This window comes from Microbacterium azadirachtae (assembly GCF_000956545.1).
GTDB classification, from domain to species: Bacteria; Actinomycetota; Actinomycetes; order Actinomycetales; family Microbacteriaceae; genus Microbacterium; species Microbacterium azadirachtae.
The window spans coordinates 1-19360 of record NZ_JYIT01000071.1; the positions used below are offsets into that span (position 1 = coordinate 1).

The 19360-nt window shown below is 68.7% G+C and carries 17 protein-coding genes; 7 read left to right on the forward strand and 10 right to left on the reverse strand.

All coding sequences use genetic code 11. The features are described 5' to 3' along the window. Window positions 1-63 precede the first annotated feature (63 nt). Window positions 64-1170, forward strand: a complete 1107-nt coding sequence (locus tag RL72_RS07465; protein WP_052674248.1) for a hypothetical protein — start codon at window positions 64-66, stop codon at window positions 1168-1170. A gap of 127 nt (window positions 1171-1297) precedes the next feature. On the opposite strand, the gene RL72_RS07470 is transcribed toward RL72_RS07465, so the two are convergent. Continuing rightward, on the reverse strand, window positions 1298-2725 hold the full coding sequence (locus RL72_RS07470; RefSeq protein WP_045250202.1) for a CCA tRNA nucleotidyltransferase: 1428 nt from the start codon (window positions 2723-2725) through the stop codon (window positions 1298-1300). 73 nt (window positions 2726-2798) lie between these two features. Next, complete coding sequence (locus RL72_RS07475; RefSeq protein ID WP_045250203.1) at window positions 2799-3110, reverse strand: hypothetical protein; 312 nt, start codon at window positions 3108-3110, stop codon at window positions 2799-2801. Window positions 3111-3219: 109 nt separating this feature from the next. Here RL72_RS07475 and RL72_RS07480 point away from each other — a divergent pair, with 109 nt between their 5' ends. Further along, window positions 3220-5046, forward strand: coding sequence for an alkaline phosphatase family protein (locus tag RL72_RS07480; RefSeq protein WP_082072245.1), 1827 nt, complete (start codon window positions 3220-3222; stop codon window positions 5044-5046). A 153-nt stretch (window positions 5047-5199) separates the two neighbouring features. On the opposite strand, the gene RL72_RS07485 is transcribed toward RL72_RS07480, so the two are convergent. Continuing rightward, complete coding sequence (locus RL72_RS07485) at window positions 5200-6255, reverse strand: LLM class flavin-dependent oxidoreductase (RefSeq protein WP_045250204.1); 1056 nt, start codon at window positions 6253-6255, stop codon at window positions 5200-5202. A 21-nt stretch (window positions 6256-6276) separates the two neighbouring features. Further along, the gene (locus RL72_RS07490) at window positions 6277-7827 is read right to left on the reverse strand and encodes a DUF7059 domain-containing protein (protein ID WP_248700410.1); all 1551 of its coding nucleotides are present in this window, start codon (window positions 7825-7827) and stop codon (window positions 6277-6279) included. 137 nt (window positions 7828-7964) lie between these two features. Here RL72_RS07490 and RL72_RS07495 point away from each other — a divergent pair, with 137 nt between their 5' ends. From RL72_RS07495 to trxA, 5 genes are all read left to right on the forward strand, one after another. Then, window positions 7965-10097 carry a DUF6049 family protein gene (locus RL72_RS07495; RefSeq protein ID WP_045250205.1) on the forward strand — a complete coding sequence of 711 codons (2133 nt, stop codon included), beginning with the start codon at window positions 7965-7967 and terminating at the stop codon, window positions 10095-10097. Beyond that, window positions 10090-11706: a murein biosynthesis integral membrane protein MurJ gene (gene murJ / locus RL72_RS07500; protein WP_045250206.1), complete on the forward strand. Its 1617-nt coding sequence runs from the start codon at window positions 10090-10092 to the stop codon at window positions 11704-11706. The genes RL72_RS07495 and murJ overlap by 8 nt, the downstream gene beginning before the upstream one ends. Window positions 11707-11718: 12 nt before the next feature. Beyond that, complete coding sequence (locus tag RL72_RS07505) at window positions 11719-12366, forward strand: IMPACT family protein (RefSeq protein WP_045250207.1); 648 nt, start codon at window positions 11719-11721, stop codon at window positions 12364-12366. A 127-nt stretch (window positions 12367-12493) separates the two neighbouring features. Further along, window positions 12494-13447: a thioredoxin-disulfide reductase gene (gene trxB / locus RL72_RS07510; protein WP_045250208.1), complete on the forward strand. Its 954-nt coding sequence runs from the start codon at window positions 12494-12496 to the stop codon at window positions 13445-13447. A gap of 70 nt (window positions 13448-13517) precedes the next feature. Beyond that, window positions 13518-13844 (forward strand): thioredoxin, encoded by a 327-nt coding sequence (trxA, locus tag RL72_RS07515; protein ID WP_374700547.1) that lies wholly within the window; start codon window positions 13518-13520, stop codon window positions 13842-13844. 430 nt (window positions 13845-14274) lie between these two features. Here trxA and RL72_RS07520 read toward each other — a convergent pair whose 3' ends face one another. From RL72_RS07520 to yidC, 6 genes are all read right to left on the reverse strand, one after another. Next, window positions 14275-14616: a hypothetical protein gene (locus tag RL72_RS07520; protein ID WP_045250210.1), complete on the reverse strand. Its 342-nt coding sequence runs from the start codon at window positions 14614-14616 to the stop codon at window positions 14275-14277. A 99-nt stretch (window positions 14617-14715) separates the two neighbouring features. Continuing rightward, window positions 14716-15693 carry a ParB/RepB/Spo0J family partition protein gene (locus tag RL72_RS07525; protein ID WP_045250211.1) on the reverse strand — a complete coding sequence of 326 codons (978 nt, stop codon included), beginning with the start codon at window positions 15691-15693 and terminating at the stop codon, window positions 14716-14718. Continuing rightward, a complete protein-coding gene (locus RL72_RS07530; protein ID WP_045250212.1) occupies window positions 15693-16619 on the reverse strand; it encodes a ParA family protein in 927 nt (308 codons plus the stop codon). The genes RL72_RS07525 and RL72_RS07530 overlap by 1 nt, the downstream gene beginning before the upstream one ends. Window positions 16620-17117: 498 nt before the next feature. Beyond that, window positions 17118-17765: a 16S rRNA (guanine(527)-N(7))-methyltransferase RsmG gene (gene rsmG, locus RL72_RS07535; RefSeq protein WP_045250213.1), complete on the reverse strand. Its 648-nt coding sequence runs from the start codon at window positions 17763-17765 to the stop codon at window positions 17118-17120. Window positions 17766-17780: 15 nt separating this feature from the next. Beyond that, window positions 17781-18266 carry a Jag family protein gene (locus tag RL72_RS07540; protein ID WP_045250214.1) on the reverse strand — a complete coding sequence of 162 codons (486 nt, stop codon included), beginning with the start codon at window positions 18264-18266 and terminating at the stop codon, window positions 17781-17783. Then, window positions 18263-19360, reverse strand: a complete 1098-nt coding sequence (gene yidC, locus RL72_RS07545; RefSeq protein ID WP_045250215.1) for a membrane protein insertase YidC — start codon at window positions 19358-19360, stop codon at window positions 18263-18265. The genes RL72_RS07540 and yidC overlap by 4 nt, the downstream gene beginning before the upstream one ends.

The window sequence follows — 19360 nt, forward strand, 5'->3', positions numbered from 1 at the left end:
GACCCGCCCTCTGTTCCATCCCCCCGCCGAACCCACCGGGATCCTCTCCGAAGGAGCGCAGCGATGAACGACACCACCCTGGCCGCCGCGGAACGGATCCGCATCTTCGCCGACGCCGTCCGCGCACAGCTCGCCGATCTGCCGTCCGATGAGGTGGACGACCTCGTCGAGGGACTCGTCGGCGACCTCACCGACCAGGCGGCCGACAACGGCGGCGCGATCGAGCTCGGCGATCCTGCGGCGTACGCCGAGGAGCTGCGCAGCGCGGCGGGACTGCCCGAGCGTGCTGCCGCCGCGGTCGCCCCGACGAGGACGCCCTGGCATGAGCGGGTCGCCGGCGCCGCGGGACGAGGCGTCGGAAGGATCCGGTCCTCTCACGCAGGGGTCGAGATCCTGGGAGTCCTGGGCGCGCTCCGGCCTCTGTGGTGGCTCGCGCGGGGATTCGGAATGTTCGCCGTGGTGAGCGTGCTGCTCGGCTACGGAATCTGGACGATGCTCACGCAGGGATGGCCCGGTACGCGGATCCTCGCGTGGACGCTCCTCATCCTGCTGACGGTGGTCAGCGTGCAATGGGGGCGTGGCCGTTGGCTGCCGAGGAATCGTCTGAAGCACATCCGCACCATCGTGAGCGTCATCGCTCTCCTCATCCTGCCTATCGCCCTCGGCACCTTCCTCACGGCGGTGACGAATCGGGACACGGTCCAGGTCGTCAATCAGCCGGCGCCCGGCCTGTCCCTCGACGGGGATCGCGTCGTGAACCTGTTCGTCTACGACAAGGACGGCACACCCATCGAGGGCGCGCAGGTGTACACGAACCGCGGCACCCCGCTGAACCTCATGGGACGCGACAGCGATCAGTACGACAGCGCCGCGGCGTTCTGGGGCCCGGGCGACAGCGGCACCACGACCCTCCCCTATCGGGATGCGCAGGGGCGGCCGGTCTGGAACGTCTACCCGCTGCAGTTGGGTCGGGTCGACGACCAGACGGGTCAGCTCGACCCGTCGACGACGATCGCGCCGCAGCCTCCGTTCCTGCGCGCGCCGGATCGCGCCCTCACGGTGACGCCCCCGCCCACGACCGGTGCGACGATGCCGCCGACGGCCTCCCCGACACCGCAGCCGTCCGCCGCGACCCCCGGTCCCTCAGCGACCTCCACGCCGGCGGGCTGAGACGTGACGGAACCTCGGATCGTCTCGATCGACCTCACGCACCTCGTCCAAGCCGCCCTGCGCGGCGAACACCACGGGCAGGGCACCGTCGGCCCCGTCGCGCATCCGGTCGATGCGGGCGACGACCTCAGTCCCGTGCGGCCCACCAGGCCCGAAGGCGCTGCTCGGCAGCCTCGGGTCCGATGACGCCCTCGTCGAGGCGCAGGTCGAGCAGGAACCGGTAGGCCTCGCCCACCTCGCGCCCGGGCGGGATCCCCAGGATCCGCTGTACGTCGTTGCCGTCGAGCTCGGGACGGATCGCGTCGATCTCCTCCTGCTCGCGCAGAGCCGCGATGCGCTGCTCGATGTCGTCGTAGGCCGACGCGAGCCGCGCGGCCTTGCGCTTGTTGCGGGTCGTGACGTCGGCACGGGTGAGGATGTGGAGGCGCTCGAGCTGGTCTCCGGCGTCGCGCACATACCGGCGCACGGCGGAATCGGTCCACGCGCCCTCCGCGTAGCCGAAGAAGCGCAGGTGCAGCTCGATGAGCTTCGCCACGGCGTCGGTCGACTCCTTGTCGAATCGCAGCGCCTGCAGGCGCTTGCGCGCGAGCCGGGATCCGACCACGTCGTGGTGGTGGAAGCTCACCGCGCCACCGGGCTCGAGTCTGCGGGTGCGCGGCTTGCCGATGTCGTGCAGCAGCACCGCGAGACGCAGGACCGCGTCGGCGGGCTCGTCGGGGTGGCGCACCCGCTCCAGCGCGATCGCCTGCTCCAGGGCGGTGAGCGAGTGCTCGTACACGTCCTTGTGGTGATGGTGCTCGTCGATCTCGAGCTTCAGCGCGGTGACCTCGGGCAGGAACTCGTCGATGAGCCCGGTGTCGACCAGCACGCGGATGCCGCGCACGGGGTCATCCGACTGCAGGAGGCGGATCAGCTCCGCCTGGATCCGCTCGGGACTGACGATCGACAGCGTCGGCCGCAGCTCGGCCATCGCCGCCAGCGTGCGCTCCTCGATGCCGAAGCCGAGCTGCGCGCTGAAGCGGGCCGCACGGAGCATGCGCAGCGGGTCGTCGCCGAAGCTGACCTGCGGATCCGTCGGCGTGCGCAGGATCCCGGCGATCAGGTCCTCCACTCCCCCGGTCGGATCCACGAGTCGCTGCTGCGGCACCAGGAAGGCCATCGCGTTCACGCTGAAGTCGCGGCGCACCAGGTCGCCGTCGATGTCGTCGCCGAACTCCACGACAGGCTTGCGGGTCACGCCGTCGTAGGCGTCGGCGCGGTAGGTCGTGATCTCGACCTGCTCACCCTGCACCCGCGCGCCGATGGTGCCGAACTCGCGCCCGATGTCCCAGTGCGCGGTCGCGATCGGCGCGACGATGCGGAGGATGTCGTCGGGACGGGCGTCCGTGGTGAAGTCGAGGTCGTGCGTGGCGCGTCCGAGCAGCGCGTCGCGCACCGGACCGCCCACGACGGCGAGGTCGAACCCGGCGTCCGAGAACGCGTCGGCCAGGATCCGGACGACCGGATCCTCGGCGAGGGCGCTCAGGCGCGCAAGGGAATCGGCCATGTTGAGCATGGGTTCCAGGGTACCGGGGCGGGCGGGGCGACCGCCGAGCGGAGCCCGGGAACCGTCGGTGCTTCGCCGGCCGTCAGAAGGTCGGGCCGCCCGACGGCGGGAACGGCGTACCGCCCACATCGCGGATCGCCTGCTGCTCGGCCCTCGCGTGGCCGATGACGAGCGCACTCAGGCAGAGCCCGCTGAGCAGTGCCACGGCGAGGAGGATCCACACGCCGAACTGCGGATCCACGAGCTTCAGCACGTACACGACCACGATCGCGCCGAGCAGCACCGGCCCCTCGACGCACGCGAACGCGAGGAACATCCGGGCCCGCCGCCGCGCGAAGTCGGCGGAGATGCGCCGCACCTGCGCTTCGGTCGAGTAGTCCATCGATTCCGCCATGCCCCCGACCCTATCCGGACCTCTCCGCGAGGATCGGCCCGCGCTCGGCCCGTCGCGGCCCGTCTGCCGCCGCCCGCGGTCCCGTCCGGGCCCTCAGTAGGATCGCCGCATGGCCAGACGACAGAGCCCCCCGGCATCCGGCGACGAGAGCAGCGGCGCCGGCGGAGCCGCCTCGACGGAGAGCACCGGCACGGAAGACGGCGTCGGCGCGAAGACCGGAGGACGCTCCCGAAGGGACTTCCTCCGCATCGGCGGACTGACGGCCGCCGGTGCGGTCGTGGGCGGCGGCGCGGGCGCGGCGGCCGGCTATGCGCTCGGGCAGCGCGCCGGTTTCGCCGAGGCACTGGACGACTACGGCGCACTCGCACCCCGGCACGCTCCCGGCTTCGACCACATCGTGGTCGTGATGGGCGAGAACCGCTCCTTCGACAACCTGCTCGGGTACCTCTACACGAAGGAGGACCTGCCGGAGGGCAAGGACTTCGAGGGTCTCGCCTTCGGCGAGTACTACAACGAGCTCGACGGCGTGCGCTACGACGCGCATGTCTACGAGGGCCCGACGGATCAGATCATGACGTGGCCGGATCCGGATCCGGGCGAGATGTACCCGCACGTCAACACGCAGCTGTACAACACGATCAACCCGGCGGAGAACGCGTTCCTCTACGAGGACGGCTTCCACGCCCCGTACAACCACCCCGGCGAGGGCGAGGAGCCGACCATGAGCGGCTTCGTCACCGACTACCAGGTGAACCTCATGCGCCTGAGGCACGGCAAAGAGCCGACGGATGAGGAGCGCAAGCGCATCATGGGCTCCTTCTCTCCTGAGATGCTGCCGACCGTGTCGACGCTCGCTCGCGAGTTCGCCGTCTTCGACCACTGGTTCTGCGCGGTGCCGTCGCAGACGTTCTGCAACCGCACCTTCTTCAACGCCTCGACCTCGCACGGGTTCGTCACCAACCACGAGGGCGGCGACTACGACAAGTGGCTGAACGCGCCCACGTCGCCCACCATCTTCAACCGGCTCGAAGATGCCGGGCTCACCTGGAAGATCTACTTCGATGAGCTGCAGATGGTCTCGTTCACGGGGGTGCTGCACGCGCCGGTGCTGGAGAAGTTCTGGCGCACCGAGCACTTCGGCACCATGGACGACTTCTACGCCGACGTCGAGCACGGCGAGCTGCCCGCCTACGCGTTCATCGAGCCTCGGATGATCTACAACCACAACGACTTCCACCCGCCGTTCGGGGCGCGCAGGGAGAGCGACGTCGACGGATCCGACATCATCAACAGCGCGTTCTCGGACGTGCGCGCGGGCGACGATCTCATCCACGACATCTACGACGCCGTCCGCACCAGCAAGTCGCCGAACGGATCCAATGCGATCAACACGCTGCTGCTGATCACTTTCGACGAGCACGGCGGCACCTACGACCACGTCGTGCCCCCGAAGGCCGCACCGCCGGACGACTCCGGGGCGGGAGAGATGGGCTTCCGGTTCGACCGGCTCGGCTGCCGCGTGCCCGCGATCGCGGTGTCCGCCTACACGCGCCGCGGCACGATCATCAACGACCAGATGCACCACGGATCCGTGATCGCCACGCTCACGCGGCTGCACGGCCTGAAGCCGCTCACCCGGCGCGACGCGACGGCGAACGACCTGTTCGCGCTGATCAACCTCGACAAGCCCCGACACCCTGCCGACTGGCCGGTGACGACATCGCTGTACACGCCGCCGAACCCCGAGGCGAAGCCGCCGCATCCCGCGCACGCACATGCAGGCAAGCCGCTGACCCCGCCCGCCCAGGGCCTGCTCGGGCTGCTCCTGGCACGCTACGGCCTGCCGGAGGATCAGCAGCCGCAGACGTTCATCGACGCGTACAACCTGCTGCACAAGCACGGGAAGAACCTGTTCGGTCCTCCCGACGGGGACTGAGGCGCCCCGGTCCCCCATGCCGTGCAGCGTCCCGCGCGACGCCCCCATCCCCTGCGACGTCTGCAGGACCGCGCGACGCCTGCGGACGGATCCGTGGATCCGGTCCTGCAGGCGTCGCAGGGTCATGCAAGCATCGCGGGCGGGCGCAGGGACTCAGACCGGGTCGCCCTGCACGGGACCCTCGGTGTTGGGCTTCCAGCCGAGCGCCGGCGCGACGTGCTCGGCGAACGCCTGCAGCACGTGCAGGTTGTACTCCGGCCCGAGCTGGTTCGGGATGGTCAGCATCAGGGTGTCGGCGGACATGACCGCCTCGTCCTGCTTCAGCTGGGAGATCAGCACGTCGGGCTCCGCCGCGTAGGTCTTGCCGAACGTCGAGCGGAAGCCGTCGATCACCCCGACCTGGTCGTGGTTCTCCTCGGATCGCAGCCCGAAGTAGGCGCGGTCCTGGTCCGAGACCAGCGGGAACACGCTGCGGCTCACCGACACCCGAGGCGCGCCGGTGTGGCCGGCCTCCTTGTAGGCGGCGCGGAACAGGTCGATCTGCTCGCGCTGCAGCTCGTGGAACGGCTGACCCGTCGCCTCGGTGAGCAGCGTGGAGCTCATCAGGTTCAGGCCCTTGCGCCCGGTCTCCTCGGCCGTGGCCCGCGAACCGGCTCCCCACCAGATGTGGTCGCGGAGCGTCGGCGACTGCGGCTCGATCGCCAGGTAGCGGCCTGCGCCCACCATCCGCGGGTCGCCGGGTGCCACGCCTGCCCCGTCGATGACCTGGAGGAAGAGGTCGAACTTCTCCCGGGCCATGACGCCGCCCCGCTCCGGATCCTCCTCATCGTGGAAGCCGAACGTCTCGTAGCCGCGCAGTGCCGTCTCGGGTGAGCCGCGGCTCACCCCGAGGGCGATGCGGCCGTCGGCGATGAGGTCGAGCGCGGCCGCCTCCTCGGCGAACTGGAACGGGTTCTCGTAGCGCATGTCGATGACGCCGGTGCCCACCTCGATGCGGCGGGTGCGGGCGGCCATCGCCGTCAGCAGGGGCATCGGCGACGCGGCCTGCCGCGCCCAGTGGTGCACGCGCACGTACGCGCCGTTCACGCCGATCTCATCGGCCCCCTCGGCGAGCTCGATGGTCTGGCGCAGCATGTCGCCCGCCGTGCGCGTCGCCGATCCGGGCACGTCGCCGTAGTGCCCGAAGGACAGGAATCCGAAAGCCTTCATGATCTATTCGAACGCATGGATTCAGGCATTATTCCGCGTCCTCTCCTCTGCCGTGCTCAGGAACCCGTCGGTCACCAGCGCGCGAAGGCGCGGTTCGAGATCAGCCCAGAGCTCTGCGAGCGGCACCTCGAAGAGGTCGGCGAGCGCCGCGGCGATCTGCGTCACCGTGAGCTCGCCGTCGCAGGCGCCGACGAATCCTGCGAGCGCAGGATCCACCGAGACGGTGCGAGCGAAGCCGCCGCCCTGACGCAGCTCGATCACGCTCGGCGCATCCTGACCCGGCATGTGGTGGCGGGCCTCGGTCACATCCGGCGCCACGAGCAGCACGTCGGGCACGCCGTCGGCGAGCGCGTCGTGGCCGGCGAGGCCGTCGAGGAAGGCGCGGCCCGCGCTGGTGACGGGCTGAGTGACCGTTTCGAAGCGGCGAAGCACGGGGGAGGTCGCCGCTGCATCGGAGGGCCGGCGGATCAGCACGTAGCCGAAGCCGATCTCCGTCACCCCGCGGGCCGCGAAGTCGTCGAGCCAGGCGTCCAGCAGGGGCTCGAACGCGGCATCGCGCGGCGTGGTCCCGCCGTCCCGGATCCACAGTTCCGCGTAGCCGAGCGGCGAGAGCGTCTCGCGCTGCACGACCCAGGCGTCCAGACCCTGGTCGATCCACGATTCGAGGCGGCGCAGCCCGAGCGCCGACCCGATCGACTCCCAGTTGCCGAGCAGCTGGGCCGACCCTCCGGGAGCAAGGTGCGCGGGCGCGGTGCGCACGAACGCCTCGACGAGCGCATCGCCGACGAGACCTCCGTCGCGGTACTCGTACTCGGGCACGCCGGCGCCGCGCGGCGTGATCACGAACGGCGGATTCGAGACGATCAGCCCGAAGCTCTCGTCGGCCACGGGCTCGAACAGGCTGCCGCGGCGGAACTCGATGTTGTGCACGCCGGCAAGCATCGCGTTCAGTTCGGCGTAGGCGAGCGCGCGCTCGGAGATGTCGGTCGCGACCACCGTCCCCGCATGCCGCGACACCAGGAGCGCCTGGATCCCGCAGCCGGTGCCGAGATCGAGGGCGCGTTCGACCTCGATCGGCATGACGATCGAGGCCAGGGTCCGCGAGGCGCCGCCGACTCCGAGCACGTGATCGGCCGGAAGCACGCCGTCGGCGTCGAGGTGGTGCAGCGCCAGCTCGTCCAGGTCGCTCGCGATCCACCACTCCCCCACGCCGTCGGCGTCGACGAAGGACTGCGGGCGGATGAGCGCCGCAGGAACGACCTGCCCGTCTTCGCGATACGCGAGGCCCAGTTCCTCCACCCCGTCCACGCCGGTGCGGGCGAGCGCAGAGGCGACATCCGCCTCCGGCTGCGGCATGCCGAGGACGAACAAGCGGCCGAGCGTCGCCAGGGCGTCGGTGCGGTCGGCGATGGCGCGCAGCAGAGGAGAGCGGATGCCCCGTGCGAGCGCGTCGTCCGCCTCGGCACCCCAGGCGGCGCGCAGCGGCTCGGAACGCAGATCCGCGGCATCCAGGTCGGCGGCGAGGGCCGCACACAGCAGGGGATCGGGGCGAGGCGTCAGGTGTCGGACCACGGCGTCAGCCTACGCGGCGCGGGACTCGCGCACCCGTGGATGCGGGCGTCCTGCCCGCCTCCAGGGATCGACGCCACGCGCCGCCTAGAATCTCAAGGCCAGCACTCGCCGCGCCGCGTGCGCTCGACGGATCCCCTATGACGACGAAAACGACAGCGAACCTCCCTCTCCGACTGCGCCTCCGCCGCGCCGCAGGGGCCCTCGTCGTCGCCCTCGGACTGGCGCTGCCACTCGCGGCCCCCTCTCCCGCCATCGCGGAGAGCACGCCCACGCCGAGCCCCACGCAGACCCCGCAGCATGCCGGGGTGCAGCTCTCCCTGCTCCCCGAGGCGAACGGCTCATACGTCTCCGGCTCCCCGCTGACGGCGACCCTGACCCTGCGCAACGACGCCACGGCGGGTCTCGGCGCGGGCACCGTCCACCTCGAGCTCGGTCGCACGGCGCTCGGTGATCGGCGCGCGGTGACCGCCTGGCTGGACGGCTCGGCCGACGCACCGGCGCTCGCGGCGATCGGCGACGTGCGCACCACGGTGCTGGACGCCGAGGGAACCTCACGCACCCAGGTCGTCGTGCCGGCCGCCGACATCGGCGCCCTCGCGCCGGGCGTGTATCCGCTGCGCGCCCGATTCGAGGCCCCCGCGTCGTCGACCGGCGCCCCGGCCCCGACCGCCGACACACGCAGCGCTCTGATCGTCGCGCAAGGAGCGCCGGCCACGGTCGTCACCGTGGTACCGATCACGGCTGCGCCCGCCGGCGATCTGCTGAGCGCCGCAGAGCTCACCGCCCTGACCGCGCCCGCCGGGGCGCTCACCGCGCAGCTGAACGGCGTGGCCGGCACCCCGGCCGTGCTGGCGATCGACCCGTCGATCGTGGCCGCCATCCGGGTTCTGGGCACCTCGGCGCCGGCCACGGCGACCGCGTGGCTGGCCCGGCTCGAGACACTGCCCAACGAGCGCTTCACCCTGCAGTTCGGCGACGCGGATGCGACCGCCCAGGCGGCGGCCGGGCTGGCCACTCCGATGACGGTCGACGACTTCAGCCCGTTCCTGGGCCCGGCGGGCACACCGACACCCACTCCGACGCCGACACCCACGTCCGCCGGCGACAGCTCGACCCCACCGCCCGCCGACGCGGCGGCCGATGCCGTCGCCCGTGCACGCGCCGACATCCTCTGGCCGCGCGGTGAGCTCACCGCCGCCCAGGTGGCGACGATGTCGCACTACGGCGCGGACGGTGCGGGCACCGTGCCGATCCTGCCGTCGACGAGCTTCACGGCCGGCGCGAAGGACGCTGCCGTCGCCTCCCGGGGCACGGTGGACGGCACGACGGTGCTGGTTGCGGACGACGCGGTCTCCCGTGCGCTGAGCGCCGCGGCCGGGGAGCCCGACGCGACCGCCCGCGGCGGCGCACTCCTCACTGCCAACGCCATGCTGTGGTTCGACGCCCCCGGCTCGACGGTCCTCGCCGGCCTCTCCCGTGCCGACAGTCGTTCCGAGCAGGGCCTCACCAATGCGGTCAGTGCGTTCAGCGGCGGACAGGACGGGCGCCTCGATCGCGTGCTGTCGAGCACTCCCGTCGAACTGACGGTTGCGACCGAGTCGGCGGAGGATCGCGCGGCCGCGGTGCTCGCGCTGAACCAGGACGCTGACCGCCTCGCCCAGTTCGCCACGATTCTCGAGCGCCCTGCGGATCTCACGGTGCGCGAGCGCATCTCGATCATGCGCCTGCTCGGCGTCGGCGTGCACACGAAGCCCGCCGACTTCGCCGACGCGCTGCGCGCGCACCGGACGGCCACGCAGAAGACGATGGACGCGGTCGGGATACAGCCCTCCAACCCGATCCTGATCAGCCCGAAGGTCGACGTGCCCGTGTGGGTGCGCAACGAGCTGCCCTACCCGGTGCACGTGCGGCTGAACGTCGTCGCGAGCGATGCCCGTATCGAGGTGCCCGCGGCCACCGATGTCCAGGCACAGCCTTCGAGCACCATTCGCGTGCGTCTTCCCCTCGAGTCTCACGTGGCGAACGCCGACGTCTCGTTGACAATGTCGCTGACGAGCCCCACCGGGGTGGCGATCGGACCGCAACGGACCACGCGCCTGACGATCCGTGCGGAGTGGGAGACCATCGGCCTCATCGTCTTCGGCTCGCTCGGTCTTCTGCTCATCTGCGCGGGCATCTTCCGTACGATCCGCCGGCGCCGCAAGGCGGCCGACGAGAAGCATGCCGCAGACGGCATGGACGAGCCGGCCCGCGAGGAGACCCATGAATAGCCTCGGTCGCGCGAGCGCCCTGCTCGCCGCCGGAACGATGGTGTCGCGGATCACGGGTCTGCTGCGCACGATCGTGCTGGTGGGGGTGATCGGGGCCATCGGTTCGGCTCCGGACGCGTTCGCGATCGCCAATCAGCTCCCGAACGACGTGTTCTCCCTGATCTCCGTCGGCGTGTTGACAGCCGTTCTCGTGCCGCAGATCGTCAAAGCCGTGGCAGGCGCGGACGGCGGCAGCGCGTTCATCTCGAAGATCTTCACCGCCGGCACGGTCGTGCTGGTCGCGGCCACAGTGGTCGCGACGTTGGCGACGCCGTGGCTGGTCTCGCTCATCATCTCCCCGGATGTCTCAGAGGCGCAGCGCGCGCTCGCGATCGCCTTCGGATACTGGTGCATGCCGCAGATCCTGTTCTACGGGCTCTACGCGCTGATCGGCGAGACCCTCAACGCGCGTCGGATCTTCGGTCCGTTCACGTGGGCCCCGGTCGTGAACAACATCATCTCGATCGCGGGCTTCCTGGTGATCGGGGCGATGTTCGGCACTCCGCTCACCGAGATCACCGACTGGACGCCGGAGCGGATCGCCTGGCTCGGCGGCACGGCGACCTTCGGCATCGTCCTGCAGGCAGCCGTGCTCCTCGCGTTCTGGCCCCGCACCCGGCTGGCTCTACGCATCGACTTCCGCTGGCGGGGAGTGGGCCTCGGCAACATCGTCAGGCTCGCCGGATGGACCATGCTGATGGCGCTGTCCAGCCTCGCCGCCGGCTTCTATCAGCACCGGATCGCGATCGAGGCGTCGGGGCACGACCCGTCGATCACCGTGATGAACAACGCCTGGCTGATCTTCATGCTCCCGTACTCGGTGATCGTGCTCTCGATCGGGACCCCTTACTTCACACAGCTCAGCGAGCACGCGCATGCCGGCCGGATCGCGGAGGTGCGTGCCGACATCGCGCGCAGCATCCGCACCCTGGGCTTCTTCCTCGTGGGCGCGCTGGCAGCCGTGCTCGCCGCCGCCGTCCCGGCTTCGCGGATCTTCACCGACGATCGCCACGAGGCACAGATGGCTGCACCTGTCCTCGTCGGGTACCTGGTGGCCCTCGTCCCCCTGGCCGTGCTGTTCATCGTGCAGCGCACCTTCTACGCCCTCGGAGACACGCGCACGCCGTTCTTCTTCACGATCTTCCAGTGCGTGCTGATCGTCGCCACGGCGTTCGGAGCGCAGCTGCTCCACCAGGCGGGCGTGGTGCCGCTCTCGCTCCTGGCGGCCACGATCGCCCTCGGACAGTCCCTCTCGAGCATCCTGCAGACCATCGTCGCGAGCGTGCTGCTCTCGCGTCGTCTCCACGGCATCGGTGCACGCGAATGGATCCTCGCCCTTCTTCGCTTCCTCGCTGCGGCGATTCCCGCTGCGGCAGCGGGCTGGGGTGTCTTCCTGCTGCTGGGAGGGGCGAAGGGCTGGACGACGGCGGACAGGATCCCCGCCGCACTCGGCTGCGCCATCGTCGCGTCGGTCGTGCTGATCGTCTACATCGGCATCCTCGCCCTGCTCCGCGCCCCCGAGCTCGACGCACTGAAGAGCCTCGTGCGCCGTGTCGTGCCGAGCCGCTGAGCCGGCCCCGTCATGACGCGCTCCTATCCGGATACGCTCGCGGCGCCGATCGTGTGCGAGCTCGTCGTGAAGAAGTCGCGCTTCATCGCGCGCGTCGCGCCGGTGCACTCGGTCGATGACGCAGACGCCGTCATCGCCGCCGTGCGCCGGCAGTACTGGGACGCCCGGCACAACTGCACGGCGATGATCACAGGTCTCCACGGCGATCAGGCGCGCTCCTCGGACGACGGTGAACCCTCCGGCACGGCGGGGATGCCCATGCTGGAGGTGCTGCGCCGGCGCGGTCTCACCGATGTGGTCGCTGTCGTGACGCGCTACTTCGGCGGGGTGAAGCTCGGTGCCGGCGGCCTCATCCGGGCCTACTCGACCGCGGTCTCCGAGGCGCTGGACGACGCAGTGCTGCTGCATCGGCAGGAGCTCCTGGAGGCGAGGATCGAGGTGCCGCACGGCGACGCCGGCCGGATCGACAACGCTCTTCGCGACTGGGCGGCCACGCACGGATCCACCTTCGGCGAGGTGGCGTACGGCGCTGCCGCGTCGTTCACGCTCTGGATCCGGCCCTCGGACCAGACCGTGCTCATCGATGACGTCGCTGCCCTCTCGTCGGGCGCCCTCTCTCCCGTGTTCGGCATCACGCGCGTCATCGACGTCGCGGACTGATTCCACCCTGCCGCTCTGCCTGTCGCGCCTGCCGGCGTGCGCCACTCCCCCGCCCGGGCAAGCCACCAGCTCCGCGGAATGCCGCGCCGGTACCATGTGTTGAAGCGTGCGACAGCAAGGAGAAGCAATGCGACAGGTCATCATCATCGGTTCGGGACCTGCGGGATTCACCGCGGCGATCTACGCAGCGCGTGCGAACCTGAACCCGGTGCTCGTGGCGAGCTCGGTCGAGGTCGGCGGCGAGCTGATGAAGACCACCGAGGTCGAGAACTTCCCGGGCTTCCCCGAGGGCATCCAGGGTCCCGACCTGATGGCCAAGATGCAGGAGCAGGCTGAGAGGTTCGGTACCGAAGTCCTCTACGACGACGTCACCGAGCTCGATCTCGACGGTGAGATCAAGAAGGTCACGCTCGGCAGCGGTACGGTGCTGGAGGCCGCGTCGGTGATCTACGCGACGGGTTCCGCCTATCGCACGCTCGGCATCCCGGGCGAGGACCGGCTCTCCGGTCACGGCGTCTCGTGGTGCGCCACCTGCGACGGCTTCTTCTTCCGAGAGCGCACGATCGCCGTGGTCGGCGGCGGCGACTCGGCGATGGAGGAGGCCACGTTCCTCACCAAGTTCGCCAGCAAGGTGTACGTCATCCACCGCAAGGACACCCTGCGTGCGTCCAAGATCATGCAGGAGCGCGCGTTCGCGAACGACAAGATCGAGTTCATCTGGAACAGCGCGGTCGAGGAGGTGCTGGGCGACGATGCGACGACGGGCGTGCGTCTGCGCAACACGGTCGACGGCAGCACGACCGACCTGCCCGTGGACGGCCTGTTCATCGCGATCGGCAACGACCCGCGTACGCACCTCGTGCACGGGAAGCTCGAGCTGACTCCGGAAGGGACGATCTGGGTCGACGGGCGCAGCTCCCGCACCTCCGTGCCCGGCGTCTTCGCCGCCGGCGACGTGATCGACCCGACCTACCGTCAGGCCGTCACCGCTGCGGGTTCCGGAACGGTTGCCGCACTCGACGTCGAGCACTTCCTCGCCGCACTCTCGGACGGGACCGAGGCGGAGCCGGCGCTCGCCTGACGGCGGGAACAGTTCCGCCCCTCTCGCTGTTGACATCACCGAGCATCACACGCTCACACGAACAAGGAGAATCATGACTGCCAAGGCAACCAGCCAGGCGACCTGGGAGCAGGACGTGCTTCAGGCCGAAGGCCCCGTTCTGGTCGACTTCTGGGCCGCATGGTGCGGGCCGTGTCGCATGGTCGCGCCCGTGCTGGACGAGATCCAGTCGGAGAACCCCGACAAGATCACCATCCTCAAGCTCAACGTCGACGAGAACCCCGACCTCGCGATGAAGTACCAGATCACGTCGATCCCGGCGATGAAGGTCTTCCAGGGCGGAGAGGTGAAGACGACGATCATCGGCGCCAAGCCGAAGTTCGCCCTCGAGCAGGATCTGTCCGCCTTCCTCGGCTGACCCCCGATCACGACGAAGCCCGCTCTCCGCTGGAGGGCGGGCTTCGTCGTGTCCTGTGGCACTCTCCCGCAGTGATCCCGCATTTCAGGGCTCGGGGGATATCGCTACCCCTCACTTCCCCACTGCACCGTTTCACGTGAAACGACTCGGTTCATACTTTCCACACCCGACGGGTGCCTACCCATCGCTGTGCCAGCGCTCTCGGTGGAGCCCACCGCCGTAACGGCGGCATACCGAGTCCTCATTACGGACGTTTCACGTGAAACGGCGCCGATCACACGGAAGTCTCGCGCGGCTGTTCCCCTAGGTACTTCCGCCATCGATGCGAGCGTTGGATCCGGGTGGCGGGAAACCCGTCACTCACGCTGGGGTTGGGATCCCATTGCCGCTGCCACCGAGCTACCGATGTTTCACGTGAAACGTCGGGACGCTACGAGGAACGCGCATCGTCGGTGAGCAGATCCCAGCGCCGGTACTTGGGCCCGTCACCGAGCAATCCCCAGACGATCGACGTCAGCTCCGGATAGTCGAGAGCGATGCGCCGCAGCACATCGAAATTCCGAGCCTCGTCCGGGCGAACTCCCCCACTCTCGACGATCTCGTCGGCGCGGAGCAGGAACACCACCAGCTCATCGACGCTGGGCAGTTCCTCCATGAAGGCCCACGGGTCCTCTCCCCCGAGCAGCCGCTCCTGCACCAGAACCGCCAGTTCATCCGCCGCCTCGGCACGGAGCACCTCAAGGCTCGCACGCCGCGTCGGAGATCCAGTCACCTGACAAGCCTACGCGGCCCCGGGGACACGAAGGCCCGGAGAGGATCCGCTTGCAGCGAATGCCTTCCGGGCCGTACGAGTATCCGGGCTCAGGGTTTGCTAGGAGCCGAATCCTTCCTCACCGATCTCCGCGAGGATTCGATTCAGATCCTGAATCGAGGCGAACTCGATCTTGACCTGGCCTTTCCTGGCACCGAGCGCGATCTGCACGCGAGTGTTCAGGCGATCGCCGAGCTTGCCGGCGACATCGTCGAGGTACGCGCGTCGCGCACCGGCCTGCGGCCTGACAGACTTCGCCACGGCGCCCGACGCGGCGATCGTCTTCGCCGCCTCTTCGGTGGCCCGCACCGACAGATCCTCGTTCACGACCTTGTCCGCGAGGCGCTGCATGAGCTCGGCGTCGTCGAGCGAGAGGATCGCGCGCGCATGCCCCGCGGTGAGCACACCCGCTGCGACCCGCTGCTGGACCGGAACCGGCAGACGCAGCAGACGGATGGTGTTGCTGACCTGCGGTCGGGAGCGTCCGATCCGCGTCGCCAGCGCCTCCTGAGTGATGCCGAAGTCCTCCAGCAGCTGCTGGTACGCAGATGCCTCCTCCAGGGGGTTCAGCTGCGAGCGGTGCAGGTTCTCGAGCAGCGCGTCTCGGAGAAGGTCCTCATCCGCGGTCTCCCGCAGGATCGCGGGAATGGAGTCGAGTCCGGCTTCACGCGCAGCGCGTGTCCGGCGCTCACCCATGATGAGCTCGTACTTGCCCTCGGCGTTCTCGCGCACCACGACGGGCTGCAGCACGCCGAACTCCCGCACGCTGTGGACCAGCTCGGCGAGGTCATCCTCGTTGAAGTGCGTACGCGGCTGGCGGGGATTCGGCACGATGTCATGCGGATCGACCCGGATCAGACGTGCGCCGGGAACGGCGACGAGTTCGGCAGGCTCCTCGGTGTTCACCACCGGGGCGGACTCCTTGACCGCTTCGGTAACCCGCGCACCGGGGAAGAACACGTCGACCGGACGCTCTGCGGCGTCCGAAGTGGGGATGAGTGCTCCGATCCCCCGGCCGAGTCCCGTGCGTTTGGCCATCAGTGCCTCTTCTCGTTGTCGTCGTTCGCCCGACGGGCGATCTCCACTGCTGCTTCGCGGTAGGCGACAGCGCCCACCGATTGTCCGTCATACGTGATCACCGTCTGTCCGAAGCTCGGCGCCTCGGACACGCGCACCGATCGTGGGATCACGGTGTCGAGCACCTCGTGCGGGAAGTGTCCGCGCACCTCCTCCGCGACCTGCTGCGCGAGCCGCGTGCGACCATCGAACATGGTCAGGAGGATCGTTGACATTGTGAGATCGGGATTCAGATGCTTCTGGATCATGCGGATGTTGCCCAGCAGCTGGCTCAATCCCTCGAGTGCGTAGTACTCGCACTGGATGGGAATCATGACCTCCGTGGCTGCCGTGAACGCATTGATCGTGAGGAGCCCCAGCGACGGTGGGCAGTCGATGATCACGACGTCGGTCGGGTGGGCCGAGAGATAGTCGTTCAGTGCCGTGCGGAGTCGATGCTCGCGAGCAACCTGCGAGACAAGCTCGATCTCGGCTCCCGCGAGATGGATCGTGCTCGGTGCGCACAACAGGTTCGGTGACTCGGGACTGACCTGCACAACCTCCGCCAAGGGGACATCGCTGATCAGCACGTCGTAGATGCTCTGGAGATCGGCCGTGTGCGGCACACCCAGCGCTGTCGATGCGTTCCCCTGCGGGTCCAGGTCGATCACCAGGACCTTCGCCCCGAGCTCAGCCATCGCCGATGCGACATTGACCGCAGTGGTCGTCTTGCCGACGCCACCCTTCTGATTCGAGATCGTGAAGATCCGCGTGGGACCGTCGAACCGCACCGTCACCGACTCGAGCGCCTTGCGGCGGGCTGTCAGATCCGCGAGTTCTCGCGCGAGTGGGGTGTCCACGCCATATTCAGCAGTCGAGGTGTTCGAGGACTGTTTCACGTGAAACATCCACTCCTTTCGACGGTCTCCGACGGGGAACGACGGACTATCCACTCTAACTTGCACGGGTGACAATCCCCGCCTTCACGCCAGGATCCGCGGGATGTTTCACGTGAAACATGACCGTGCGGACCGAGAAGGCCAGGTCCACCCCATGGCTCCGGTCCGTCCGTGCCTCAGGAATTGACCAAGCATGGGGCTGTGCGTGATCTCGCTGACCGTCATCAGCGATTCGGCCGTACCGATAAGGGGATCTCAGCCGATGACGCTCCGGTCACAACCGGATCGCTCGCCATCGCGCACTTCTGGTTGACCCCGACCATCCCGCGATGTTTCACGTGAAACGTCACCCTCCAGCCGTGGCTCACGGCGCTGAACCTAAGGGTGGGCAGAACCGACGCGCGCACGCGCAGAAGCCGCCGGACTATCCGCGGTAGGGAGGATCCGATCTCATAGGCCAGGAACCCACGCCTTAGACGGCACGAGAATCAGCGAGAAGACAGGACCTCAGCCGCGAACCGTGGCGCGCAGCACGCGCGTGGTCTCGTCGAGCACGCCCTCACCGAGGGTCTCCACTCGCACATCGCTCAGGAGGAACTTGCGGATCTGCTTCTGCGCAGCGGTGATCTCGTTCTCGGCGTTCGCGCCCTTGAGGAGAGCGAGCTCTCCCCCGTTGCGGACCAGCGGTGCCGTCCACGGCAGCAGCGTACGCAGGGCACTCACCGCTCGCGCGGTGACCACATCGAAGCGCGCACTGAGACCCACGTCTTCCGCACGGCCCCGTACAACGGTCACGTTGGACAGACCCAGGGCTTCGACCTGCTCGTCGAGCCACACGACGCGGCGCTCCATCGGCTCGATGAGAGTCCACTCCACATCGGGGCGAGCGATCGCGAGCACGATGCCCGGGAGTCCGGCGCCGGAGCCGACATCGGCCACCGATCCATGGAAGAGCGGTGCCGCGATCGCACTGTTGAGGATGTGGCGGGTCCAGAGACGCGGGAGTTCGAGAGGCCCAATCAGGCCTCGCTCCTCACCCTGTGCGGCAAGGGACTCGGTGAACGCGCGCGCAAGATCCAACCGGGACCCGAACAGCGTCGCGGCGGCCGCGGGCTCTCGCTCCAGGCCTGTCGAATCCGAATCCAGATCAGTCATGTTTCACGTGAAACGTCAGTGCCGGCGGATGACCGTGTGGCGCGACGGACCATCTCCGTAAGACTCGGAGACGAGACCACGCTCCGCCACGATGTCGTGCACCAGCTTGCGCTCGTAGCTCGACATCGAGGGCAGCGACGCCTGCGAAGCACCATCGTCAAGCTTCGCGACGGCCGAATCGACCAGGCGCTCGAGCTGGCTGCGCCGCGCATCGCGGGAGCCGGCAACGTCCAGGATCACCCGGGAGAACGCGCCGGTGCTGCTCTGCACCGCAAGGCGGGTGAGCTCCTGCAGCGCCTGCACCGTCTCGGGTGCCGAGAGCAGTCGAAGGCCATCACCCTCCGCCTCGACCGAGACGTACGCCCGGCCCTGCTTGACGTCGAGGGTCAGGTCACCATCGATGTCGGCGATGTCCAGCAGACCCTCGATGAAGTCCGCGGCGACGTCGCCCTCGTTCTCGAGGTCGGAGACGGTCGGCTCGGAGACGCTCTGCTCGGTCATGACTGGTCTCCGATCTGGGGCTTCCCGCCCTGCTCCCTCTTCGCGCGCTTGGCGCTCTTCGGCTGCTGACGCTTGGGCTGCTGGGCTCGAAGACGCTCCGCATCCTCAAGCATCTTCTGCTGCTCCGCCTCGTACACCGCGACCGGGACGACCTTGCCCTCGGAGTTGATCGCCTTGCCCTTGCGCGCGAGGCGCTCCTCGCGCGCCTTCGCCGCATCCGATCCGGGAGTGGGCATCTCGCGGAGGACGAGGAACTGCTGCCCCATCGTCCACAGGTTGCTGACGAACCAGTAGATGACGACGCCGAGCGGGAAGAACAGCCCCGAGAAGATGAAGCCCAGCGGAAGGATGTAGAGCATGATCTTCTGCATCTGATACGCCTGGCCGGTCTTGGCCTCGGGCGACAGGTTCTTCGAGATGATCTGCAGCTGCGTGAAGAACTGGGAGCCGATCATGAGGATGACCAGCACGATGAGGATCGCGACCGTCGTCTCCCAGCCCGAGGGCTTGTGCTGCACGGCGTCCACCAGGCTGGTGTGCAGCGGTGCGACTCCGAACAGGGTCGCGTCGTAGAACTGCTTAGTCAGCTCCTTGGTCAGCAGCCACACGCCGCCGACGCCGGCCTCGGCGTGCTTCTTCACGTCGCTCAGCGTGTAGAACATGCCGAGCAGGAACGGCATCTGCACAAGCAGCGGCAGACAGCTCGACATCGGCGTCGTGCCGTGCTTCTTGTAGAGCGCCATGGTCTCGCGACTCATGGCCTCACGGCTCAGCTGGTCGCGCTTGCCCTTGTACTTCTCCTGAACTTTCTTCAGTTCAGGAGCGATTTCCATCATCTTGCGCTGGCTCTTGATCTGCCGCACGAACAGCGGGAAGACCGCCGCACGGATGACGAGCACGAGGCCGACGATCGACAGCACCCAGGTGAGACCTGCGGCGCCCGGAAGACCGATCGCGGTGAACAGCCAGTGCCAGGCGACGAGGATCGCCTCGACCAGGGCCTTGAACGGCCACATGATGGTGCCCAGCAGATCGAAGCCGCCGCTCGAGGCAGCGGGCGTCGTTGACGCGGCAAACAGGAGGTCGGAACCCAC